The organism is Xanthomonas sp. CPBF 426 (assembly GCF_903989465.1).
In the GTDB taxonomy this organism is placed as follows: domain Bacteria; phylum Pseudomonadota; class Gammaproteobacteria; order Xanthomonadales; family Xanthomonadaceae; genus Xanthomonas; species Xanthomonas euroxanthea.
In genome coordinates this window covers 2,826,634-2,849,428 of the sequence record NZ_LR861805.1, presented here as the reverse complement: position 1 = coordinate 2,849,428, position 22,795 = coordinate 2,826,634, and the positions used below count along the sequence as shown (strand labels likewise).

Annotated in this window: 17 protein-coding genes; 13 read left to right on the top strand and 4 right to left on the bottom strand. The window is 68.0% G+C overall.

Annotated features, from left to right (window positions below; translation table 11 throughout):
- Positions 1 to 71: 71 nt before the first annotated feature.
- The 3 genes from H7A87_RS12140 to H7A87_RS12130 form a co-directional block, all read right to left on the bottom strand.
- A complete protein-coding gene (locus H7A87_RS12140) occupies positions 72 to 335 on the bottom strand; it encodes a hypothetical protein (protein WP_119128578.1) in 264 nt (87 codons plus the stop codon).
- Positions 336 to 1,976 carry a signal recognition particle-docking protein FtsY gene (gene ftsY / locus H7A87_RS12135; protein ID WP_180496659.1) on the bottom strand — a complete coding sequence of 547 codons (1,641 nt, stop codon included), beginning with the start codon at positions 1,974 to 1,976 and terminating at the stop codon, positions 336 to 338.
- Between the two features lie 205 nt (positions 1,977 to 2,181).
- On the bottom strand, positions 2,182 to 2,898 hold the full coding sequence (locus H7A87_RS12130) for an AraC family transcriptional regulator (RefSeq protein WP_104582088.1): 717 nt from the start codon (positions 2,896 to 2,898) through the stop codon (positions 2,182 to 2,184).
- Positions 2,899 to 3,058: 160 nt separating this feature from the next.
- On the opposite strand from H7A87_RS12130, the gene H7A87_RS12125 reads away from it, so the two are divergent.
- The 13 genes from H7A87_RS12125 to H7A87_RS12065 all read left to right on the top strand — a co-directional run bounded on the left by H7A87_RS12125 (position 3,059) and on the right by H7A87_RS12065 (position 20,767).
- Complete coding sequence (locus H7A87_RS12125; RefSeq protein ID WP_119128580.1) at positions 3,059 to 3,997, top strand: proline racemase family protein; 939 nt, start codon at positions 3,059 to 3,061, stop codon at positions 3,995 to 3,997.
- On the top strand, positions 3,997 to 5,247 hold the full coding sequence (locus tag H7A87_RS12120; RefSeq protein ID WP_119128581.1) for an FAD-dependent oxidoreductase: 1,251 nt from the start codon (positions 3,997 to 3,999) through the stop codon (positions 5,245 to 5,247). Before H7A87_RS12125 ends, H7A87_RS12120 begins: the two co-directional genes overlap by 1 nt.
- Positions 5,244 to 5,489 carry a 2Fe-2S iron-sulfur cluster-binding protein gene (locus H7A87_RS12115; protein ID WP_024937895.1) on the top strand — a complete coding sequence of 82 codons (246 nt, stop codon included), beginning with the start codon at positions 5,244 to 5,246 and terminating at the stop codon, positions 5,487 to 5,489. The genes H7A87_RS12120 and H7A87_RS12115 overlap by 4 nt, the downstream gene beginning before the upstream one ends.
- On the top strand, positions 5,482 to 6,795 hold the full coding sequence (locus H7A87_RS12110; RefSeq protein ID WP_119128582.1) for an FAD/NAD(P)-binding oxidoreductase: 1,314 nt from the start codon (positions 5,482 to 5,484) through the stop codon (positions 6,793 to 6,795). Before H7A87_RS12115 ends, H7A87_RS12110 begins: the two co-directional genes overlap by 8 nt.
- Positions 6,792 to 7,700 carry a dihydrodipicolinate synthase family protein gene (locus H7A87_RS12105; protein ID WP_119128583.1) on the top strand — a complete coding sequence of 303 codons (909 nt, stop codon included), beginning with the start codon at positions 6,792 to 6,794 and terminating at the stop codon, positions 7,698 to 7,700. Before H7A87_RS12110 ends, H7A87_RS12105 begins: the two co-directional genes overlap by 4 nt.
- A 186-nt stretch (positions 7,701 to 7,886) precedes the next feature.
- A complete protein-coding gene (locus tag H7A87_RS12100) occupies positions 7,887 to 9,503 on the top strand; it encodes an aldehyde dehydrogenase family protein (protein ID WP_119128584.1) in 1,617 nt (538 codons plus the stop codon).
- The gene (locus H7A87_RS12095) at positions 9,500 to 10,699 is read left to right on the top strand and encodes a Xaa-Pro peptidase family protein (RefSeq protein WP_119128585.1); all 1,200 of its coding nucleotides are present in this window, start codon (positions 9,500 to 9,502) and stop codon (positions 10,697 to 10,699) included. The genes H7A87_RS12100 and H7A87_RS12095 overlap by 4 nt, the downstream gene beginning before the upstream one ends.
- A 139-nt stretch (positions 10,700 to 10,838) precedes the next feature.
- Positions 10,839 to 12,656, top strand: coding sequence for a DUF885 family protein (locus H7A87_RS12090; RefSeq protein ID WP_180496657.1), 1,818 nt, complete (start codon positions 10,839 to 10,841; stop codon positions 12,654 to 12,656).
- A complete protein-coding gene (locus H7A87_RS12085; RefSeq protein ID WP_119128586.1) occupies positions 12,653 to 14,524 on the top strand; it encodes a DUF885 family protein in 1,872 nt (623 codons plus the stop codon). The genes H7A87_RS12090 and H7A87_RS12085 overlap by 4 nt, the downstream gene beginning before the upstream one ends.
- A gap of 155 nt (positions 14,525 to 14,679) precedes the next feature.
- Positions 14,680 to 16,266: an APC family permease gene (locus tag H7A87_RS12080; RefSeq protein WP_119128587.1), complete on the top strand. Its 1,587-nt coding sequence runs from the start codon at positions 14,680 to 14,682 to the stop codon at positions 16,264 to 16,266.
- Positions 16,256 to 18,604 (top strand): S9 family peptidase, encoded by a 2,349-nt coding sequence (locus H7A87_RS12075; RefSeq protein ID WP_119128588.1) that lies wholly within the window; start codon positions 16,256 to 16,258, stop codon positions 18,602 to 18,604. The genes H7A87_RS12080 and H7A87_RS12075 overlap by 11 nt, the downstream gene beginning before the upstream one ends.
- Positions 18,601 to 20,241, top strand: a complete 1,641-nt coding sequence (locus tag H7A87_RS12070; protein WP_119128589.1) for a DUF5597 domain-containing protein — start codon at positions 18,601 to 18,603, stop codon at positions 20,239 to 20,241. The genes H7A87_RS12075 and H7A87_RS12070 overlap by 4 nt, the downstream gene beginning before the upstream one ends.
- Positions 20,242 to 20,470: 229 nt before the next feature.
- Positions 20,471 to 20,767 carry a hypothetical protein gene (locus H7A87_RS12065; RefSeq protein WP_119128590.1) on the top strand — a complete coding sequence of 99 codons (297 nt, stop codon included), beginning with the start codon at positions 20,471 to 20,473 and terminating at the stop codon, positions 20,765 to 20,767.
- 635 nt (positions 20,768 to 21,402) lie between these two features.
- Here the strand turns inward: H7A87_RS12065 and H7A87_RS12060 are convergent.
- Positions 21,403 to 22,569 (bottom strand): DUF5694 domain-containing protein, encoded by a 1,167-nt coding sequence (locus H7A87_RS12060; protein WP_220452890.1) that lies wholly within the window; start codon positions 22,567 to 22,569, stop codon positions 21,403 to 21,405.
- Between the last annotated feature and the right edge of the window lie 226 nt (positions 22,570 to 22,795).

Below are 22,795 nucleotides of genomic sequence, written 5' to 3'. Positions count from 1 at the left end.
CTGCTGGCGATGGAGGGCAAGGGCTTCAGGGCGGGGCCGGCCCGGCGGCGGGTGTGGCGCGACGGTGCCGCTCAGCGCAGCGGAAAGGCCAGTCCGACCAGGCACTGTTCGCAGAAAACGCCTTCATCGCCAGGGCCGTGCGGCGCGGCCGGTGCATGGTAGTAGACTGCCGCGGGAGTGGCGCGGGCCTGTCTGCGCAGCGCCGCCGGCAGGGGTTGGGCAAACTCCAGTACACGTCTGGCACGCGACCAGTCGCCCGACATCTGCCGCACCGTGCAGCCTGCCTGCAGCGCCTGTGCGCACAGCGGCTGCAGATGCGGGCAGGCGCGTTCCACTCAGCTGCCCAAGGCTTCCGGCAACAGGGCGTCGACGAAGGCGACCGGGTCGAACACGCGCAGGTCTTCCGGGCGCTCTCCGATGCCGGCGAAGCGGATCGGGATATTGAACTCGCGCGCCAGTGCGAACACCACGCCGCCCTTGGCGGTGCCATCGAGCTTGGTGACGACCAGGCCGGTGACGCCGACCGCGGCATGGAACTGGCGCAGCTGCGAAATGGCGTTCTGCCCGGTGGTGCCGTCGATGACCATCAGCACCTCGTGCGGTGCGGCAGCATCGATCTTGCCGAGCACGCGGCGGATCTTGCCCAGTTCGTTCATCAGCCCGGTCTGGGTGTGCAGGCGGCCGGCGGTGTCGGCGATCAACACCTCGGTGCCGCGCGCCTTGGCGGCCTGCAGCGCGTCGAATGCCACCGAGGCGGCATCGGCATTCTGCCCCTGCGCGATCACGGCCACGCCGTTGCGATCGCCCCAGGCCTGCAGCTGCGCCACCGCGGCGGCGCGGAAGGTGTCGCCGGCCGCCAGCATCAGGCTGTTGCCGTCGTCCTTGAAGCGCTTGGCCAGCTTGCCGATGGTGGTGGTCTTGCCGACGCCGTTGACGCCGACGGTGAGCACTACGAAGGGCTTGGCCGCGCGGTCGATGACCAGCGGCTTGGAAACCGGCTGCAGCAGCGCGATGAGATCGGCGCGCAAGGCCTTGAACATCGCCTGCGCATCGACGAACTCGCGCGACTTCATGCGCTTGCGCAGCCCTTCGACCAGGGCGGTGGTGGCGCCGATGCCAACGTCGGCGGTGATCAGCGCGGTTTCGATCTCGTCGAGCAGGTCGTCGTCGAGCTTGGGGTTGCGCGAGAACAGACCGCCGAAACTGCGCGCGAAGCTGCTGTTGCGCAGGCGATCGCGCCAGCCCGGTTTGCCGGCCGGGGCGGCCGGTAGCGCATCGCGCTGGCCGACGATGCTGTCGTTGTCGGAACTGGCCGGCACTGGGGCGCTGATCACGGCCGGGGCGACGACAATGGGGGCGGCTGCGGGCGGCGGGGCGACGACCGGCGTCGCTGCGGGCGCAGCGGGTGTGGCGGCAGGCGCAACGACGGCGGGCGTGGCAGCGGGCACGCCGGTCGGCGGTGCGACTGCGGGCGTGGCATGTTGCGACGGCGTCGGTGCCGGCGTAGCTGCCGGTGGCAGGGGCGCGCTCTGTGGCTGCACGACTACCGGCGGCACCACCACTGCCGTGGTGGGGCTGGGCGTGGCAGCGGGCATCGGATCGGGCAGCGCCTGCAGGGCCGAAGGCGCCGGTGTTGCCGGCGGTGTGGGTGCGCTGGGGACTGCGGCAACGCTCTGCGCCTGACCGGCCCGCGCGGCGATGTCCTGCGCATGCTGTTCGGCCGGTGCGGCGGCGGCGGGCGGCGTTGCGGCCGGCGTTGGCGCTACCGGTTCGCTGCTCACGGGTGCGGCAGGCGCAGGCGATGCCGTCGTTGCCGCCGCGCCGGGTTCGGCGGTGGGCATTGCCTCGACCGGCGACGCCGGGGTGGCAGCGGAGGGCGCGGTGGGGAATGCGGCTGCCAGTTCTTCCAGGCTATAGCGCGAGGTACGCGCGCTGTCGGGCGTGGTTGGCTTGTTACGGCGGAAAAAGCTGGCCATTGGCAACGCAGTAGGGGAAACCCGAAATTCTATCATCCGGGCCCTGGTTCGCCTTGACGCGCCCTTCAGCGCGGCCTTGGCCGGGCACCGTCATGCGCGCTGCGACAGCGCCGCAACCACCCAGGCAAACCGCATTGCCACAGCACCGTCGATGCTGCCGAATTCGGCATTTGCGGCAGCGATGTGCCGGCGCGTGTCTGCGTGCCTACAGCTGGCCCTTGAGCGCACGGTAATCGCGCGGGGTCATGCCGACGGTTGCCTTGAACTGACGCGCGAACGCGCTCTGGTCGGCAAAGCCGCAACGTTGCCCGATGCTGGCGATGCTGTCGTCGCCGTACAGCAGCCGCATCGCCGATTCGATACGCAGCTTGGTCAGCAATTGCTGCGGGGTCACCTGGAAGACGCGGCGGAAGTGCCGCTCCAGCTGCGCCACCGACAGGCCGGCCAGGTCGGCCAGGCTCTGCACACGCAGGTTGTCGCCGAAGTTGGCCTGCATGTGATCCATCACCTGACTCAGGCGCTCGTACGCCGAGTGCCGGCTGTCGGGCTGGCCCAGGTCGCGGGAAATGCCGACCACGCCGATCACCTCATTGGCCTCGCAAAGCGGGCGCTTGAAGGTCAGGCACCAGCCGGGCAGGCGGTTGGGATACAGATGCACCTCCAACTGGTTGTCGATGAGCTCGCCACACAGCACGCGGCGGTCCTGCATCATGTAGCTGCCGCCCAGCGGCAGCGGGAACACTTCCAGCGGCGAGCTGCCGATGATGTCGCTGCGCAGTTTGCGTCCGAGCCGGCGCACCAGCGTCAGATTGCAATGGGTGTAGCGGCCCTCGCTGTCCTTGATGAAGAACACCACGTCCGGCAGCGCATCGAACAGCGTCTGCATTTCCAGCGCGGGAAGGTTGAGGTCCATCGGCGTCATGGTGGAGGTCACGATTGACGGCTGCACGAAAGGCGCGGCCCTGTATGGATCCTAGCGCAAACGCGGGGCCGTGAATCGGCTTGTCGATTGTGCGGATTTCCGCATTTGCAACTCGCATTGGACGCTAGTCGCCTGCCAGCCGGCAGTGGGAGCATGAGCCATGCACACGATCGACGTCATCGACTCCCATACGGCCGGCGAACCCACCCGCGTGGTCCTCTCCGGCTTCCCCGACCTGGGCGATGGCGATCTGGCGCAATGCCGCGAGCGGTTTCGCCGTGATTTCGACCCGTGGCGCAGCGCGATCGCCTGCGAACCGCGCGGCTCGGACACCATGGTCGGCGCTTTGCTGCTGCCGGCCCGCGACCCCGGCGCCTGCACCGGGGTGATCTTCTTCAACAACGTCGGCTACCTGGGCATGTGCGGGCACGGCACCATCGGGGTGGTGCGCACGCTGGCCGAGCTGGGGCGCATCGCGCCGGGCCGGCACCGCATCGAGACGCCGGTCGGCACGGTGGGCGTGGAACTGGCCGAAGACGGCACGGTGTCGGTGGACAATGTCGAAAGCTACCGCGTCGCGACCGACGTGGAGGTGGACGTGCCAGGTCACGGGCCGGTGCGCGGCGATGTGGCCTGGGGCGGCAACTGGTTCTTCATCACCGGGCAGGCGCCGTGTGCGCTGGAGCTGGCGCATCAGCGCGAACTGACCGCCTACACCGAGGCGATCCGGCTGGCGCTGGAAGCGGCCGGCATCACCGGCGAGGCCGGTGGCGAGATCGACCACATCGAAATCAACGGCGCCGCGCCCGACGGCAGCGGCGTGGCGCGCAACTTCGTGCTGTGCCCGGGCCTGGCCTACGACCGCTCGCCGTGCGGTACCGGCACCAGCGCCAAGCTGGCCTGCCTGGCTGCCGACGGCAAGCTGGCCGAAGGCGAGCGCTGGGTGCAGCAGGGCATCCTGGGCAGCGCCTTCGAAGGCAGCTATCGCCTCAGCGGGCGCGGCATTGCGCCACGCATCAGCGGGCAGGCCTACCTCACTGCGCGTGCGCAGCTGCTGATCGAGCCGGCCGACCCGTTCGCCTGGGGCATCGTGGCCTGATGGACGAGCAGCTGCGCGCGCAGGAGGGACGTGCCGGCGCAGCATCTGCTGCGGCCGCCCCCTTGCCCGATGCGTCGCTGGCCGCCGCGGATGCGCCAGCCACCGACACCCGCAGCGTGCCGGCCGCTGCCGGTACGCGACGCAGCTACGACCTGATCGTGGTGGGCGCGGGCATCGTCGGGGCGGCCTGCGCCGAGGCGGCGGCCGGCGAAGGGCTGCGGGTGGCGATCGTCGAGCCGGGGCCGATCGGCGGCGGTTCCACTGCCGCGGCGATGGGGCACCTGGTGGCGATGGACGACGACCCGGCCGAGCTGGCGTTGTCCGCGTATTCGCTGCGCCTGTGGGAGCGGTTCGCACAACTGAGCGAAGCCGAGTTCAGCCGCTGCGGCACGCTGTGGGTGGCGCGCGACGCGCGTGAACTGGCGGCGGTGCCGGCCAAGATCGCGCGGCTGGCGGCGGCCGGTCTGCAGGCCGATGCCATCGATGCCAGCCAGTTGTATGCGCTGGAGCCGCACCTGGTGCCGGGCCTGGCCGGCGGCATGCGCGTGCCCGGCGAGGCCGTGGTGTATCCGCCGCGGGTGGCGCGGCATCTGGTGAGCCTGGCCTGCAAGGCCGGCGCGCAGCTGTTTGCCGGCCGCAGGGTGGAGCACTTGCAGGCGCAGGGGGTGCGTCTGGACGATGGCCAGCTGTTGGCGGGGCCGGTACTGGTCGCCAGCGGCGTGGCCTTGCCGCAGCTGTTGCCCGAGCTGGCGCTGCGCCCGCGCAAGGGCCATCTGGTCATCACCGACCGCCATCCGGGGCTGATCCGGCATCAGTTGCTGGAGCTGGGCTATGCCGATTCGGCGCATGGCGCCGACGCCACCAGCGTGGCGTTCAATGTACAGCCGCGGCCGACCGGGCAGATCCTGATCGGTTCCTCGCGCCAGTTCGGCGAGCACGATCGCGCGCTGTCGCTGCCGGTGCTGCAGCAGATGCTGCAGCGCGCCTTCGCGTACCTGCCGGTGCTGCGCGAGTTGCAGGCGATCCGGGTGTGGACCGGGCTGCGCCCCGCGACCCCGGACGGGCGCCCGTATCTCGGGGCGGTACCCGGCCGGCGCGATGTCTGGGTGGCCGCCGGTCACGAGGGGCTGGGCGTCACCACTGCGCTGGGGAGCGCCCGGGTGATCGTGGACAGCCTGCTCGGGCGCACGCCGGCCATCGACCCGAGCCCATACGCACCGGCACGCGCCGTGCACGGTGCCGCCGCATGAGCGCGACGGTGCGCCTGCACGTGGACGCGCAAGCGGTCGAAGTGCCGGCCGGCGCCAGCGTGGCCGCGGCGGTTGCACAGGCGACGCTGCAGTTCCGGCAATCGTGCAGCGGCCAGCCGCGCGCGCCGTTGTGCGGCATGGGCGTGTGTTTCGAATGCCGGGTGCGCATCGACGGCATCGGCCAGCAACGTGCCTGCCTGGTGGATGCGCGCGACGGCATGCAGGTACGCACCGATGGCTGAGCGCGTGCAGCATTTCGATGTGCTGGTGATCGGCGCCGGCCCGGCCGGCCTGGCGGCGGCGCAGGCAGCGGCCAGTCACGGCGTGCGCGTGGGCGTGGTCGACATGCAGCCGCGTGCCGGCGGGCAGGTGTGGCGCAGCGACCTGCTGCATGGCGCGCCCGCCGACGCGCGCACGCTGTTGCAGCAGGTGCAGGGCGCTGCGTCGATCACGCTGCTGACGCGCACGCAGATCCTGCTGGCGCAGCCGGGCTGGCTGTTGGCCGATGGCCCGGACGGTTCCCTGCAGCTGCATTACGCCGCCCTGGTACTGGCCACCGGCGCACGCGAACTGCTGCTGCCGTTCCCCGGCTGGACCTTGCCCGGCGTCACCGGCGCCGGCGCGGCGCAGGCGCTGGCCAAACAGGGCTGGCCGCTGGCCGGCACGCGCGTGGTCGTCGCCGGCAGCGGCCCGCTGCTGCTGGCCAGTGCGGCCACGCTGCAACGGCATGGCGCACGGGTGCTCGGTATTCACGAACAGACGTCGGCAGCCGCGTTGCGGCAGTTTGCGCTGCAGCTGTGGCGCTGGCCGGGCAAGGTGGCGCAGGCGGTGGCGTTGCGCCTGCAATTGCGCGCGGTGGCCTATCGCGCCGGCAGCATCGTGGTTGCCGCGCACGGCGACACGCAACTGCGCGAGATCGACATCGAAGGCCCTGCCGGTCGCGCCCGTATCGCCTGCGATCACTTGGCGGTGGGCTATGGCCTGGTGCCGAACACCGAGCTTGCACAGCTGCTCGGCTGCCGGCTGGACGCATGCGGCGCGCATCAACAGGTGCAGGTGGATGCGCTGCTGCGCACCAGCGTGCCCCAGGTGTTCGCGGCGGGCGAAGCCTGCGGCATCGGCGGGCGCGATTGCGCGCTCGTCGAAGGTGCGATGGCCGGGCATATGGCTGCCGACGCACCGGACGCCGCGCTGCGGCTGCAGCCGCGGCGGCGTGCCGCGCGTGCGTTTGCCGAATTAGTGCAACAGCAATTCGCTCTTGATCCACGCATCCGCACGCTGGCCCGGCCCGACACGCTGGTATGCCGCTGCGAAGACGTGCCGCTGGCTGCGCTGGACAACTTTGACGATGCACGCGACGCCAAGCTCGCCTCGCGCTGCGGCATGGGCGCCTGCCAGGGCCGCATCTGCGGCATAGCGCTGGCCGAACTGGGGCGCTGCCCGCCCGCGCTTTCCACCGACGCCGGCCGCCGGCCGCCGTTGTTCCCGGTCCGCCTCGCGGCGCTGGCCGACCCGTTCACTTCCGACTCGCAAGGGAATCATCCATGAGTATTGCTGCGTTCTGGCACGGCGTGTTGCCGGCCATCACCACCCCGTTCACCGCCTCCGGCGAGATCGACCACGCCTTCCTCGGCAAGCACGCCAATCAACTGGTGGACGCCGGCTGCACCGCGATCGTGCCGCTGGGCTCGCTGGGCGAAGCGGCCACCTTGAGCGTGGACGACAAGATCGCCGTGCTCAAGACGCTGATCAGCGCATTGAACGGCCGCGTGCCGGTGGTGCCGGGCATCGCCAGCCTGGCCACCGGTGAGGCGGTGGCGCTGGCCAAGGCGGCCAAGGAGCTCGGTTGCGGCGGGCTGATGGTGTTGCCGCCCTACGTCTACTCCACCGACTGGCGCGAAATGGGCGCGCATGTGCGCGCGGTGATCGCCGCCACCGACCTGCCGGTGATCCTGTACAACAACCCGGTGGCCTACAAGACCGACTTCGGCCCGGCGCAGATTGCCGAGCTGGCCGCCGAATTCCCCAACCTGCAGGCAGTGAAGGAGTCCTCGGGCGATGTGCGCCGCTTCGCCGCGCTGCAGGAATTGCTGGGCGACCGCCTGGCGCTGCTGGTCGGCATGGACGATGCCATCGTCGAAGGCCTGAGCATGGGCGCCAAGGGCTGGATCGCCGGGCTGGTCAACGCCTACCCGAAGGAATCGGTGCGCCTGTTCGAACTCGCGCGCGATGGCGGCTACCCGGCGGCCAAGGAACTCTACGACTGGTTCCTGCCGCTGCTGCGCCTGGATACCGTGCCCAAGTTCGTGCAGTTGATCAAACTGGTGCAGGAAAAGGTGGGCCTGGGCAGCGAGCGCGTGCGCGCCCCGCGGCTGGTGGTCGACGGTGCCGAGCGCGAGGCCGCGCTCAAGGTCATCGATCACGCCATCGCCACTGCACCCACACTGTCCTGACGATGAGGTCTCGCCGCACGTCCCTGGATACGCGACGCGCACGGAGTCATGCGCGCATGGGGTGGCCGGTGTAGCGAGACGCGGGTCGCCGAGGGTGTCGCATCAACATGGCATCCTCGGCGTTTTTTGGTCGGCCGCTGCCGCATGGCGTGCAGCGTCCGTCCTCATGCAACCGAAGGTGCCGCAATGAACGAGACGCTCCAATCCACCACCATCCAGGAGGCCGAGGTATTGCTGGCCGGCCGGTGGCAACCTAGCCGCGCCGCGACCGGCAGCTTCCGTGCCGCCGACCCGGCCACGGGCGAGGCGATCGGGCCGCAGTTTCCGGTCAGCGGTGCGGAGGATGTCGAAACCGCGATTGCGGCAGCGCAAGCTGTTGCAGCGGAACTTGCCGCGGCACCGGTCGAGAAGATTGCGGCGTTTCTGGACGCCTACGCCGACGCGCTGGATGCCGATGCCGACACCCTGGTGGCGCTTGCCCATGCAGAAACCGCATTGCCCGCACCCACGCGCTTGCGTGGCAACGAGCTGCCGCGCACCAGCGGGCAGTTGCGTCAGGCCGCCCAGGCGGTGCGCAGTTACAGCTGGACCCAGCCCATCATCGATACCGCTGCCGATCTGCGTTCGCATCTGGCGCCACTCGGCAAGCCGGTGGTGGTGTTTGGCCCGAACAATTTCCCGTTCGCCTTCAATGCGATTGCCGGCAGCGATTTCGCCTCGGCCATTGCCGCGCGCAACCCGGTGATCGCCAAGGCGCATCCGCTGCATCCGGCCACCAGCCAGCGCATGGCGCAGCTCGCGCACACGGCAGTACTTGCGGCGGGCCTGCCGGCTGCGGCGGTGCAGTTGCTGTATCACGTCGACAACGCGACCGGCCTGCGACTGGCCGGCGATGCGCGGCTGGGTGCGATCGGCTTCACCGGCAGCCGTGCCGGCGGGCTGGCGCTGAAGGCCGCCGCCGATGCGGCCGGCGTGCCGTTCTATGCCGAGCTGTCCAGCGTCAACCCGGTGTTCCTGCTGCCGGGCGCTCTGGCCGAACGCGGTGCCGCGCTGGCGCAGGAATTCTTCTCCTCGTGCACGCTGGGCAGTGGCCAGTTCTGCACCAATCCCGGGGTGGTGGTGGTGCCGCAGGGCGAAGCCGGGGATGCCTTCGTGGCCGCGACCACGGCGCATTTCGAGGCCGCCCTGCCGATGGTGCTGTTCTCCAACTCCGGGGTGGAAGGCGTGCAACGCGGTGTGGCGGCCCTGCGCGCTGCCGGTGCCACGCTGCTGGCCGGTGGACATACCGGCGAAGACGGCTATCGCTACGCGCCGACCTTGCTGAGCGTGGATGCGCAGGCATTTCTCGCCAATCCGCATGCACTGCAGACCGAGGCCTTCGGCCCTGTGAGCCTGCTGGTGCGTGCGCGCGACCTCGCGCAGATGACGCAGCTTGCCGCGGCATTCGAAGGCAACCTCACCGGCACCTTGTATCGCGCGGCCGATGGCAGCGACGATGCGGCCTGGCAGGCCATCGCACCGGTGCTGCGGGCGCGGGTGGGGCGGTTGATCAACAGCAAGATGCCGACCGGCGTGGCGGTGAGTGCGGCGCAGAATCACGGCGGGCCATTCCCCAGCACCGGGCATCCGGGCTTCACCGCGGTGGGCATGCCCGGTTCCATCCGCCGCTTCGCCGCCTTGCACAGCTACGACGCGGTGCCGGACGCGTTGCTGCCGGCCGAATTACGCCAGCGCAATCCGGGCGGGGTGGCGCGTCTGGTCGATGGGCAGTGGAGCACCGCCGATCTTGGAGCGCGCACATGAGCGGCCAGATCGGCGGGCTGTCGCTGGAGCAGGCGCGCGCGCAACTGGCGCCGTGGACGCAACGCGCCGCGCCGATCGCCGCGCAGGAATACGCACAGCGCGTCGAACGCGCACGCCGCCTGATGCGCATGCACGGGGTGGATGCGCTGTTGATCGGCGCCGGTACTTCGCTGCGCTATTTCACCAGCGTGCCGTGGGGCGCGAGCGAGCGCCTGGTCGCGCTGCTGCTCACGCTGGACGGCGACCCGGTGCTGATCTGCCCCGCGTTCGAAGAAGGCTCGCTGGATGCGGTGTTGAAGATTCCGGTCGCCAAGTATCTGTGGGAAGAACACGAGGACCCGTACGCGCTGGTGGTGCAGGCGATGGATGACCGCCATGCGCATGCACTGGCGCTGGATCCGGGCATCGCCTTTGCCGTGCACACCGGCCTGCGCGCGCACCTGGGCACGGCCATCCGCGATGCCGGGGCCATCATCGATGGCTGCCGCATGTGCAAGTCGCCGGCCGAGCTGGCACTGATGCAGCAGGCCTGCGACATGACCCTGCTGGTACAGCGGCTGGCCGCCGGCATCGCGCAGGAAGGCATCGGCACCGACCAGCTGGTGCGCTTCATCGACGAGGCGCATCGCGCGCTGGGCGCGGACAACGGCTCGACCTTCTGCATCGTGCAGTTCGGCCATGCCACCGCATTCCCGCATGGCATTCCCGGCGTGCAGCACCTGCGCGCCGGTGAGCTGGTGCTGATCGACACCGGCTGCACCGTGCAGGGCTACCACTCCGACATCACCCGCACCTGGATCTACGGCACGCCCAGTGACGCGCAACGGCGCATCTGGGACCTGGAACAGGCAGCGCAGGCGGCGGCATTTGCAGCGATCCGCCCGGCTGTTGCGTGCGAAGCAGTGGACCAGGCGGCGCGCAGCGTGCTGGAGGCGGCAGGGCTGGGCCCGGACTACCGCTTGCCCGGCCTGCCGCATCGCACCGGTCACGGCTGCGGGCTGGCGATCCACGAAGCGCCGTATCTGGTGCGCGGCAATGCGCAGCCGCTACAGCCGGGCATGTGCGCCAGCAACGAGCCGATGATCGTGGTGCCCGGCGCGTTCGGCGTGCGTCTGGAAGACCATTTTCATGTCACCGATGCCGGCGCGCAGTGGTTTACGCCGCCGTCGCCGGCGATCGACCACCCCTTTGCATGAGCCTGTGCAGGCCCACGCACGCGTAGGAGCGCACCCGGGCGCGACGGGCATTTCCGATAAAGCCCGACGGGCATTTCCGATAAAAGCCGTCGCGCTCAGGCGCGCTCCTACCGCCGCCATTGCATCCTGGAGTCACTGCATGAACCACCTGCGTCCTGTCGCCATCGGCCTGCTGGCCGCCGCCCTGTTCACTGCCTGCAAGCCGGCGCCGCCTGCCGCGGAAACGTCGGCTGCGGCCACGGCCGCGCCGACCGGCGAACAGGCCGCCAAGGCCTTCGATGCGCTGCTGGACAAGCAGTGGCAATACCACCTGCAGCACAACCCCGAGTTCGCCAGCATCATCGGCGACAAGCGGTACAACGACCGTTGGAGCGACTATTCGCTTCAAGCGGTGCAGGCCGAACGCAGCGCCACCGCCGAGCTGCTCACGCAATTCGAAGCGATCGACAGCAAGACGCTGGACGAGCAGCGCCAGCTCAGCCTGCAGATGATGCTCGGCCAGCTGCGTGACACGCTGGAAGGCATCGACCTGAAGACCTACGCGATGCCGCTGGAGCCGATCGGCGGCATCCAGCTGGGGCTGGCCGGTTACGGCGATGCGTTTCCGTTCGAGAACGCCAAGGATTACCAGGACTACATCAAGCGCCTGCAGACGATTCCGACGGTGATCGACCAGGTGATCGCGGTGTCGCGCCAGGGCGCGAAGGACGGCCTGGTGCAGCCGCGGTATCTGCTGGAGCGCCTGCCCGAGCAGATCGACAAGATCGCTGCGCTGACCGGCGAGCAGAGCCCGTTCGCCTCGCCGCTGAAAAAGCTCGATGCCGCGGTGCCGGCCGACCAGCGCGCCGCGCTGCGCACGCAGCTGCTTGCCGCGATCGCGCAGCAGGTGCGCCCGGCCTACGCCAAGCTGGCCGCGTTCGTGCGCGACGAATACGCCGCGCAAGGGCGCGCGCAGGAAGGGCTGTGGTCGCTGCCCGATGGCGAGCGCCGCTATCGCTATGCCATCCATACCCAGACCACCACCGACATGGCGCCGGAGCAGATCCATCAGATCGGCCTGAAGGAAGTGGCGCGCATCGAAGGCGAGATGACGGTGATCGCCAAGGCGCAGGGCTTTGCCGACCTGGCCAGCTTCCGCAAGGCGGTGGACACCGATAAGCGCCACTTCGCCAGTTCCGGCGAGCAGATCCTGCAGCAGTACCGCGATTACATCGCCGCGATGCAGCCGGAGCTGCCCAAGCTGTTCGGCCACTTGCCCAAGACCGCGCTGGAGGTACAGGCGATGCCGGCGTTCCGGCGCAGTGCGCCCGGCGCCGAATACTGGCAGAGCAATCCGGAAGGCACCAAGCCGGCCATCGTGAAGGTCAACACCAGCGACTTCGCCAGCCGCACGCTGGTCAATATCGAAACCACCGCCTATCACGAGGGCGTGCCGGGCCATCACCTGCAGATCTCGCTTGCGCAGACGCTGCCATTGCCGCCGTTCCGCCAGCAGGCCGGCTACAACGCCTATATCGAAGGCTGGGCGCTGTATGCCGAGCGCCTGGGCAAGGAGATCGGTTTCTTCAAGGACCCGTACAACGACTACGGCCGGCTGTCGGGCGAGCTGTTGCGCGCCAATCGCCTGGTGCTCGACACCGGCGTGCATTACAAGCGCTGGAACCGCCAGCAGATGGTGGATTTCTTCCACGCGCATCCGTCCGACGACGAGCCCAGCATCCAGTCCGAAACCGATCGCTATATCGTCTGGCCGGGCCAGGCCCTCGGCTACAAACTGGGGCAGCTGCAGATTCTTGCGCTGCGTGCGGAGGCGGAAAAAGAACTCGGCGATCGCTTCGATGTGCGCGCCTTCCACGATGCGGTGCTCGGCGGCGGCGCCATGCCGCTGGCGATGCTGCAGCAGCGCGTGCGCCAGTGGATTGCGCAGGCCAAGGCGGCGCCGGAGGCACGCGGATGAAGACCAGCAGCGTCTGGCGCGCGAGCGCATTGAGTGTATTGATTGCAGCCGCTCTGGGCGGCACCGTGTCGCAAGCACAGGCCGCAGCACCTGCACCCGCAGCAAGCACGCAAGACAGTGCAGCGGCACGCTTCAAGGCGCTGTACACGCGCGAATGGCGCTGGCGCCAGGCACAGCTGTCCGGCGCGGTGGATGAAGACAACCAGGCCACGCAGGACAGGCAGTCCGACCATCTGCCCAAGGTCGATGTGGCCACGCAAAACCTGCGCACTGCGTACTGGCAACAGGCGTTGAAGGAGCTGGATGCGATTCCGGCAACGCAGTTGCCGGCCGAAGATCAGGTGAGCTACCAGGTGTACCGGCAGCAGTTGCTGGTGCTGCTGGATCAGCAGCATTTTCGCGCCTGGGAAATGCCGTTCAACAGCGACTCGGCGTTCTGGAGCGACCTGGGTTTCAGCGCCGAGGCCAAGCTGCGTACGCGCGAGGACTACCAGCGCTATCTGAAGATGCTCGCCGATATCCCGCGCTATTTCGCCGAGCACACCGACAATATGCGTGCCGGCCTGGCGCGCGGTTTCAGCCAGCCCCGGGTGACCCTGACCGGGCGCGACCAGTCCATCGCCGACATGGTGCAGGCCAAGGGCGAGGCCAATCCGTTCTACGCACCGTTCAAGCAGATGCCGGCCACGCTGCCTGCCGACGTGCAGGCGCAATTGCGGCAGCAGGCGGTCAACACCATCGATACGCAGGTGCTGCCCGCTTACGCCAAGCTGCTGGACTTCATCCGCAACGAATACCAGCCACGCGCGCGCACCACGCTGGCCGGCGAAGCCCTGCCGGATGGGCAGGCGTACTACCGCGCGCAGATCCGCGAGTTCACCACGCTCGATCTCAGCCCCGAGCAGATCCATCGGATCGGCCTGCAGGAAGTGGCCAAGCTGCGCACGCAGATGGATCAGACCATCGCCGCCAGCGGCTTCAAGGCGCCGGCCGGGCAGGCGGTGTTTCCGGCCTTCCTGCAGTTCCTGCGCAGCGACCCTCAGTTCTATGCCAGGACGCCGGAACAGTTGCTCAAGCAGGCCGCCTGGATCGCCAAGCGCGTGGACGCCAAGGTGGGCGATTACATCGGCCGGCTGCCGCGGCGACGCTTCGCGATCGAGCCGGTACCGCCGGACCTGGCGCCGTTCTACACCGGCGGCCGTGGCGGCCCCGGCATCTACCTGGTCAACACCTACAACCTGCCATCGCGGCCGCTGTACAACCTGACCGCGTTGACGCTGCACGAGTCCTCGCCCGGCCACGCGCTGCAGATGCCGCTGGCGGCCGAGGCGCAGGGGCTGCCGGAGTTTCGCCGCTACGCCTACATCTCTGCCTACGGTGAAGGCTGGGCGCTGTATTCGGAGTACCTGGGCCAGGAAATGGGCATGTACGACACGCCCTACGACCGCTTCGGCTATCTGACCTACCAGATGTGGCGCGCCTGCCGCCTGGTGATCGACACCGGCATCCACCACCAGGGCTGGACGCGCGCGCAGGCGCAGGCCTACCTGCGCGACAACACCGCCCTGAGCGAGCATGAAGTCACCACCGAGGTCGATCGCTACATCGCCTGGCCGGGGCAGGCGTTGTCCTACTACCTGGGCGAGTTGAAGATCCTGGAACTGCGGCGCAAGGCCGAAGCCGCGTTGGGCGAAAAATTCGACCTGCGCCATTTCCACGATGCGGTGCTGCAGACCGGTTCGGTGCCATTGCCGGTGCTGGAAGCGCGCATCGACCGCTTCATCGCCGACGGGGGTGTCTCGCCCTATGCGGACGGCACTACGGCAGATACCGCCGATGCAGGGACGGGGGCGGCTGCCGATGACTGAGTGCGGCCAGATGCGCCTGCATCCGTTTGCCGGACCTGTGTTGCTGCCGTCGTACAAGACCACCGACGCGCGATCGCAGAACCACTGACCGCCATACGCCACGCACGACCACGCCATCTTCCGCAGCACGCGCTTTCATTTGTCCGGGGCCAGCTATGACCACACACGGTGCGACCACGCAAGGCAAGTTCCACAAGCGACTGAGCCTGACCGACCTGACCTTCATCGGGCTGGGCTCGATCTTCGGGTCGGGCTGGTTGTTCTCGGCCAGCCATGTCTCGTCCATCGCCGGACCGGCCGGCATCCTGTCGTGGATCCTCGGCGGCATCGCGGTGTTGCTGCTCGGCCTGGTGTATTGCGAACTCGGCGCCGCGCTGCCGCGCGCCGGCGGGGTGGTGCGCTACCCGGAGTATTCGCATGGCGCCTTGCTGGGTTCGTTGACCGGCTTCATCACCCTGATCGCGTTTTCCAGCCTGATCGCGATCGAGGTGGAAGCGGCGCGCCAATATGCGGCGGCGTGGTTTCCGGTGCTCAACCAGCCCAACGGCACCCATCCCAGCGTCTGGGGCTGGCTGGTGCAGCTGGCCCTGCTGCTGCTGTTCTTCCTGCTCAACTACTTCAGCGTCAAGACCTTTGCGCTGGCCAACAACATCGTCAGCATCTTCAAGTTCCTGGTGCCGATCCTGGTGATCGTGCTGCTGGTGAAGCACTTCAATCCAAGCAACCTGAGCGTGCACGGGTTCGCACCCTCGGGCATGGCCGGGGTGGAGGCGGCGATCTCCGCCGGCGGCATCATCTTTGCCTACCTGGGGCTGACGCCGATCGTGTCGGTGGCCAGCGAGGTGCGCGACCCGCAGCGCAATATCCCGATCGCCCTGATCCTGTCGGTGGCCTTGTCCACGGTGATCTATGTGCTGCTGCAGCTGGCGTTTTTGGGCAGCATCCCGGCCGCGCAACTGGCGCCGGGCTGGAGCGGCATCGACAAGGTATTCGCGTTGCCGTACCACGACATCGCGTTGGCGTTGGGGATGGCGTGGCTGGCCGCACTGGTGATCTGCGATGCGATGGTCTCGCCCAGCGGCACCGGCAACATCTACATGAATGCCACTCCGCGGGTGGTGTATGGCTGGGCGCGTAGCGGCGGGTTCCTGCCGGTGCTGACGCGGGTGGATCCGGCGTCGGGCATTCCGCGTCCGGCATTGTGGCTGAGCCTGGGCTTGTCGATCTTCTGGACGCTGCCGTTCCCCTCGTGGGAGACCTTGATCGGCGTGGTGTCGGCCGCGCTGGTGCTGAGCTATGCGGTGGCGCCGGTCACGGTGGCGGCGTTGCGCCGCAGCGCGCCGGAGCTGCCGCGGCCGTTTCGCGTCCGTGGCCTTGCCGTGCTGGGGCCGCTGTCGTTCATGGTCGCGGCCTTGATCGTGTACTGGTCCACCTGGCCGACGCTGTCGTGGTTGCTCGGCCTGCAGGTGCTCGCGTTCGCGCTGTACGTGCTGTACCGCCTGCCTTCGCGCGCGGGCAGGGCACGCCTGCTGCGCCAGGTGCGCGCATCGCTGTGGTTGATCGTGTTCTTCGTGCTGGTGATGGCGGTGTCCTGGGCCGGCACGTTCGGCGGCCATGGCTGGATCGCGCATCCGTTCGACACCTTGAGCGTGGCGGTGATCGCGTTCTTCATCTATCACTGGGGCGCGCGCAGCGGCTTGCGCAGCGACGAGCTGGCGCTGGAAGAAGACGATGGCGAATGACGCTCGGCGTCCCGCATGGGCAGTGCAGGTCTCGCGCGCCATGGCCGCCTGCATGCTGTTGCTCGCCGCCACTGCGCAGGCGGAGCCCGGGGTGCCCGATTACCAGCGTTCGCTCGGCCTGCGCGCGCACTGGAGCACGCTGACCGAAAACGTCGCCTGGCCGGCGCAATGGCAGGACGACGGTACGTTCTACTACCGCAAGACCGTGCCTGGTGGTTTCGCCTTCGTTCGCGCGGACGTGGCGACAGGGCACAAGCAGCCGGCCTTCGACCAGGCGCGCGTGGCGCAGGCGCTGCAGGCCGCCACCGGCGCCGCATATGCGGCGTTGGCGTTGCCGTTCGAGCGGTTTGCGTACTCGCAGGAAGGCGCGCGCGAAGACGGCGCGATCGTGTTCGCCATCGGGGAAGCACCCTGGCGCTGCAGCTTGGCCACGTATCAATGCGCGCCCGATGCCCCCGGCCGGCAACCGCAGTCGCAGCAGCGACCACGCGGCTTTGGCGTGGTGCGCGACCCGGATGTGGCGGCCGACACCACCCCGCGCCGTTCGCCCGACGGGCAATGGGAAGCGCTGGCCGATGGCTGGAACCTGATCGTGCGCCGGGTGGCCGATGGCCGAAGCGTGCAGCGCACCGACGATGGACGCGCCGAGGATTATTTCGATCCGGAAAGCATCGCCTGGTCGCCTGATTCGCAGCGGTTGGCGGTGTATCGGGTACGGCCGGGTACTGCGCGCCGCGTCACCCGCGTGGAGGCCGCGCCGGCCGGACGTCTTCAACCGCTCGTGCACACCCAGCTGTATCCCAAGCCGGGCGATGCGGTGGATGTGGAACGGCCGGTGCTGCTGGCGGTGGATGGCACGCGGCGGGTGGTGGACAACGCCTTGTTTGCCACGCCGTACTCCTTGTCGCCGCTGCAATGGCGGACGGATGGGTGCAGCGTGAGCTTTGAGTATGTGCAACGCGGCTTTCAGCACATGCGCGTGATTGCGGTGGATGCCCGCAGCGGGCGGGCGCATGTGGCCGTGGCCGAAGACGCACGCACCTTCGTCTATGCGGACCGCAGCTTTCGTCACGATGTGGACGCGCATGGCAACGAGATTGTGTGGATCTCCGAACGCGACGGCTGGCGGCACCTGTATCTGGTCGATGGCCGCAGCGGCAGGTTCAAACGCCAGCTCACGCGCGGGCCGTGGATCGTGCGCGATGTGCTGCGGGTGGACGACGCACAACGGCGCATCTGGTTCACCGCCAGCGGCATGGATGCAGGCAAGGATCCTTACTACCGGCAGCTGTACAGCGTGGATTTCGACGGCCGCCGGTTGACCCGGCTGACCCACACCGATGCCGATCACGATGTGGCCATTGCAGAAGACGGCCGGCATTACGTCGATGTCTACTCGCGTCCGGATCTGCCGCCGGTGATGGAGCTGCACGCCATCGATGGCCGGCTGCTGCAGCAGGTGGAGCAGGGCAACATCGACAAGCTGCTGGCGGCCGGCTGGCGCGCGCCGGAGACCTTCGTGGCCAAGGGTCGCGATGGCCGCACCGACATCTGGGGCATGGTGGTGCGCCCGCGCGACTACGACCCGCACAAACAGTATCCGGTGATCGAGAACATCTACGCCGGCCCGCACGACGCTTTTGTGCCAAAGACATTCTGGCCGTTCGGTTATCACTCCGGTGGCGACAAGCAGATCGGCATGCAGGCGCAGGCCGATCTGGGCTTCATCGTGGTGATGATCGACGGCATGGGCACCGCCAACCGCTCCAAGGCCTTCCATGATGTGGCGTGGAAGAACCTGGGCGATTCCGGCTTTGCCGATCGCATCGCTTGGCACCGTGCGCTGGCCGCCAGGGATCGGTCCTACGACATCGGCCGGGTCGGCATCTACGGCGCCTCGGCCGGTGGGCAGAGCACGCTGGGCGCGCTCGAACGCCATCCGGAGTTCTACAAGGTGGGCGTGGCGTTTGCCGGTTGTTACGACAACCGCATGGACAAGATCAGCTGGAACGAGCAGTGGATGGGCTGGCCGGTGGATGCCGGGTATGCGCAGGCCTCGGGCGTGGTCAATGCCGCCAAGTTGCAGGGCGACCTGCTGCTGATCGTCGGCGAGCAGGACAGCAATGTGGACCCGGCCTCCACCGCGCAGGTGGTCGATGCGCTGATCAAGGCCGGCAAGGACTTCGAGCTGCTCAACGTGCCCGGTGGCGAGCATTCGGTGGGCCGTTCCAGCGGGCCTATCGACTATGTGCAGCGTCGCCAGTACGACTTCTTCGTGCGCCACCTGCGCAACGAACCCACGCCGCACTGGAATTCACTACCGTCGGAGGCGCGATGATGCATGTGTTTGCCCTGAACATACCGCAGCCGCGTGGCCGCCTCGCGGCCCTGCTGTGGTCGCTGGCGATGTTGGCCGCCAGCGTGCCGCTGCTGGCCAGTGCAGAAGAGCTGCCGCGCTTCGTCACCCAGAATGGCCGCCATGCGCTGTTTGTCGATGGCGCGCCATACACCGTGCTGGCCGCGCAGCTGCACAACTCCAGTGCCTGGCCGGCCGTGCTGCCCAAGGCGCTGGACGAGGTGGTCGCGCTGCATGCCAACACGGTGGAAGCGCCTGTGTACTGGGAGCAGTTCGAGCCGGCGCCCGGGCGCTTCGATACCACCAACGTGGATGCACTGATCGCCGGCGCGCGCAAGCGCGGCCTGCGCGTGGCCTTGCTGTGGTTCGGCAGCTGGAAGAACGGCCAGATGCATTACGTGCCGGAGTGGATCAAGCGTGACGACGCCACCTACCCGCGCATGCGCGATGCCAATGGCGAACCGGTGGACGTGCTGTCGCCGCATGTGGCCGCCAACATGCAGGCCGATGCGCGCGCCTTCACCGCGTTGATGCAGCACCTGCGCAAGGTCGATGGCGACCGCCACACGGTGATCCTGGTGCAGGTGGAAAACGAGCCCGGCGCGATCGGCACGGTGCGCGACCATGGCCCGGCCGGCGAGGCGGCGTTCGCGCAGCCGGTGCCCGCTGCGATCGCGCAGGCGCTGGGCAAGCCGCAGGGCAGCTGGCAACAGCTGTTCCGTGCCGAGGCGGCCGAAGCCTTCAATGCGCATGCAACGGCGGCGTATATCGAACAGGTGGCCGCGGCCGGCAGGCGCGCGTATCCGCTGCCGCTCTACGTCAACACCTGGCTGCGCTACAAGGGCAAGCGTTACCCAGGCATGGATTACCCGTCCGGCGGTGCAACGGTGAACGTGTTCGCGCTATGGCGCGCGGCCACCCCGTCGATCGACTTCATCGGCACCGACATCTACACCAGCGACTACAACGAATACACCAAGGTCATCGGCCAGTACGCGCGGCCGGACAACCCGGCCTGGGTTTCGGAGACCGGCTTCGAGGCGGCCACCGCGCCGTATCTGTTCCATGTGCTGGGGCAGGGTGGGATCGGCTTTTCGGTGTTTGGCATGGATGGCAACCAGGACAGTCAGGCCAACCGTGACGCGATCGCTGCGCACGCCGCCAACTTCAAGCTGCTGGCGCCGCTGCAGCGCGTGATCGCCCAGGCCGCCTTCGATGGCCGGCTGCAGGCGGTGGCCGAACAGCCCGGCGCCCCGCAACGCACGCTGCGCTTTGGCGACTGGCAGGCCAAGGTGTCGTTCGGTGCGCCGATGTGGGGCGATGCGCCGGCGATCCTGCCCGGCAACGACGACCGCGCCGGCCGGCTGCTGGTGGCGCAGCTGGGGCCGGAGGAGTTCCTGGTCACCGGCATGGCCGCGCGGATTGAATTTTTCCGCGACGCAGCCGATACCCGTCATGGACAACTGTTGCGGGTGGAGCAGGGGCGGTACGTGGACGGGCGCTGGCAGGTCGAAAGACAGCTCAACGGCGACCAGACCGACTACGGGCTCAACTTCGGGCGGGTGGATGCGGCCGGCGAAGTGCCTGTGGTGTTGCGTGTGCGGGTGGGCACCTATTGAGCCTGCGTGAGGCGACTGCGCAGCCATGAGGTGGGCGTGATCGGAATCGGAGGGTGGGACACGTCATTGCGGTTCCTGTTGGCTGGTTCCAACTCGTGAGACACGCTCGCCACGCGCATTGGTGGGCGTAAGAACGACAGCAGTGCGGCGCGACTGCCGGCAACGATTGTGTTGATTGGTTGGTAAACAAACGTCATTGGTTATTTCTCTGTTCTGCACCGGAGCCATCATGAGCATCAGCAGTATCGCCAGTTCCGGAATGCAGGTCGCCGCACTGCGCCAGCAGGTGGCCGCCAGCAATGTGGCGCGTCAGCCGGTGGACGGCAGTCCGCGTCAGGCCGTTGCAGCCAGCACGCAGCTCAATGGTGGAGTGGCAGCCAGCGTGGTCGATGCCAACGCCGATCCAGCGGCACCGGCCACCGATCTGGTCGAGGGCCTCTCGGCACGCAACGATTTCCAGGCCAACGCCAATGCGCTACGGCGCTCCGACGAAATGCTGGGTAGCTTGCTGGATGTGCTGACCTGAGAGCCTGGATTGACGAAGGCCGGTTGTCGGTCTAGTGCATTAAGTGCACGGCCTTCGCCTTGATGCCGCATCTGGCTGCACCTGAAGCCGGACTCACGTTCTGCATCTCGTGGAGTCAGCGAATTGATGGCTGCTGCTCATGCCGGTATCGATAACTGCGGTTGTCTTGTCTGCGGGTGTTAGGACCGTGCGGGCAGCCCGCAAGCGTAGAGCGGCTGATCTGTTATTTGGCTGCCGGGCCCTTGCCCGCCCACCATCGCGGGACACGCCGTGAATCCGTCCATGGAGGCTCTTACGCGGCATCCATGCCGCGTAAGGTCCCGCGACTGTAGGCGGGCAAAAACCAGTCGAGATGGTCGGCGCGCAAGGTCGCGAGCAAAACATGACGTGTGTTGTTTGGAGCGTCGCCTCCGATCAGCCTTCCAATGCACCCCGAGCAACAAGCAGATTTTTGCCAAATCACCGGCCAACTCTCTGGTGCGGTGTCCTCGCCGGCTGCGGGACCGTATGGCGGCATGGATGCCGACACCGAGCCCCTAGCGAAAGGTTTACGGCGTGTCCCACGAGCGGCGAGGGCACCGCGCCCTCGGCCAATCAGGCTTTTGCGTTAGAGCGTCACGCTGAAGTCGTTGTACTCACTTTCCGTCAGCACCCAGCACCTGCGCCGCATCCACGATATCCACGCCCTGCAGCTGTCCCAGCCAGTTGTCGAACCAGGGCTTGTGAGTAGCGCCCACCACCGCCAGCACACGTGCACCGGGTTGGTCGGCAAAGCTGGCACGCACGTTGGACACCATGCGCAGGTTGCGGATCTCCCAGCCGGATACGTAGCGATAGCCGTAGTGTTGCGGCGAGGTGTCGCTCAACGCAGCGCGGAAGTCCACCTCGATCGACAACTGCTGGTTGGCCGGAAGGTTGATTGCGCGGTAAAGCTCCAACAGCTTGCCTTGTTGCACCAGCTGTTTTTTCTGCGCGCGCATCGTGCCGGCGCGATGCGCGGCTTTTTCCCAGGCCGCCCGGACCGCATTTCCATAGGCCGCCGTGTCGTCCACCTCCGCGTTATCGCCGGTGTGATCGTCGACCGGGTAGATGCGCTGCAGGCCCAGCCGTACCGCCAGTGGCACGGAGATCTGGCTACTCTCGTCCTGGCGATGTTCCATCGCACGCAGCCGTGCCACCAGCGTGGCATCCAATCCATTGCCAGGGCGTTGCTCCGTCTGTGCAAGCTGCAACCACTGCACCAAGGCAGACCATGGATCGCCCGAGGCCAGAAACAATGCAGCCAGCTGTCGGCGCTGCGCCGACGTCGGCGCACTGGGCCAGCTCTTGAGTGTTGCACGCACCTTGCCGATGGCGGCCGGCACATCCAGGCCGGTCGCACGTGCCGCGTCGTCGACCTTGGGACAATAGGCTGCACTGTCTTCCGGCAGATAGACCGTGGGGTGCCGGCGTATCAAATCGCAGGTTTCGCCCGACAGATCCTCCGTCGTGATGATGGTTGGCTTGTAGGCCGCCAATCGGTCCAGCAACGGTTGCAGCCGTGCTGCACTTATGTCGCTGCCCTTGGGCAACTGCGACAGGTGCACGCTGCCGAGTACCAGCACCTGAGTGCGCGGCGCGGCCATCTCGGCATCGAGCTGCGACAGGTCCACCTGCGCCTGCGCGATGCAGGGCGCGATCAAGGCCAGCCACAGCCAGCAATGCGCCGGACGTTTCAACCGCCTGGCGGACGCGCTGCCGGCATCGAAAAACCGCGCTGTGGCGCGGGCACTGTGCGCGATGCGCGGTGAGGATGGCTGCATGACGGTCCTTGTGGTGGGCTTGGGATGCGCGGCGATCTGGCGACGGTGCCGCCTGCGTCTGTACAGCCAGTTTGGCTGCCAGCGCAGATGCCGGCGTGGCCAGAAAGTCACGTGGCTAAATGGCAGGGGCGACGGACAGGCGCTGCACTGCTGCCGCGATGACCGGGCGTCACCAACTGCAGCCGACATCCGGCAGCCGGCAGCCTGCGGGTTGGAGCAGTCTGCT

Bases quoted from the DNA above. Each gene is read 5' to 3' on its own strand.
- ftsY (WP_180496659.1), bottom strand. From the start codon at position 1,976: ATGGCCAGCTTTTTCCGCCGTAACAAGCCAACCACGCCCGACAGCGCG.
- H7A87_RS12130 (WP_104582088.1), bottom strand. From the start codon at position 2,898: ATGACGCCGATGGACCTCAACCTTCCCGCGCTGGAAATGCAGACGCTG.
- H7A87_RS12125 (WP_119128580.1), top strand. From the start codon at position 3,059: ATGCACACGATCGACGTCATCGACTCCCATACGGCCGGCGAACCCACC.
- H7A87_RS12120 (WP_119128581.1), top strand. From the start codon at position 3,997: ATGGACGAGCAGCTGCGCGCGCAGGAGGGACGTGCCGGCGCAGCATCT.
- H7A87_RS12115 (WP_024937895.1), top strand. From the start codon at position 5,244: ATGAGCGCGACGGTGCGCCTGCACGTGGACGCGCAAGCGGTCGAAGTG.
- H7A87_RS12110 (WP_119128582.1), top strand. From the start codon at position 5,482: ATGGCTGAGCGCGTGCAGCATTTCGATGTGCTGGTGATCGGCGCCGGC.
- H7A87_RS12105 (WP_119128583.1), top strand. From the start codon at position 6,792: ATGAGTATTGCTGCGTTCTGGCACGGCGTGTTGCCGGCCATCACCACC.
- H7A87_RS12100 (WP_119128584.1), top strand. From the start codon at position 7,887: ATGAACGAGACGCTCCAATCCACCACCATCCAGGAGGCCGAGGTATTG.
- H7A87_RS12095 (WP_119128585.1), top strand. From the start codon at position 9,500: ATGAGCGGCCAGATCGGCGGGCTGTCGCTGGAGCAGGCGCGCGCGCAA.
- H7A87_RS12090 (WP_180496657.1), top strand. From the start codon at position 10,839: ATGAACCACCTGCGTCCTGTCGCCATCGGCCTGCTGGCCGCCGCCCTG.
- H7A87_RS12085 (WP_119128586.1), top strand. From the start codon at position 12,653: ATGAAGACCAGCAGCGTCTGGCGCGCGAGCGCATTGAGTGTATTGATT.
- H7A87_RS12080 (WP_119128587.1), top strand. From the start codon at position 14,680: ATGACCACACACGGTGCGACCACGCAAGGCAAGTTCCACAAGCGACTG.
- H7A87_RS12075 (WP_119128588.1), top strand. From the start codon at position 16,256: ATGGCGAATGACGCTCGGCGTCCCGCATGGGCAGTGCAGGTCTCGCGC.
- H7A87_RS12070 (WP_119128589.1), top strand. From the start codon at position 18,601: ATGATGCATGTGTTTGCCCTGAACATACCGCAGCCGCGTGGCCGCCTC.
- H7A87_RS12065 (WP_119128590.1), top strand. From the start codon at position 20,471: ATGAGCATCAGCAGTATCGCCAGTTCCGGAATGCAGGTCGCCGCACTG.
- H7A87_RS12060 (WP_220452890.1), bottom strand. From the start codon at position 22,569: ATGCAGCCATCCTCACCGCGCATCGCGCACAGTGCCCGCGCCACAGCG.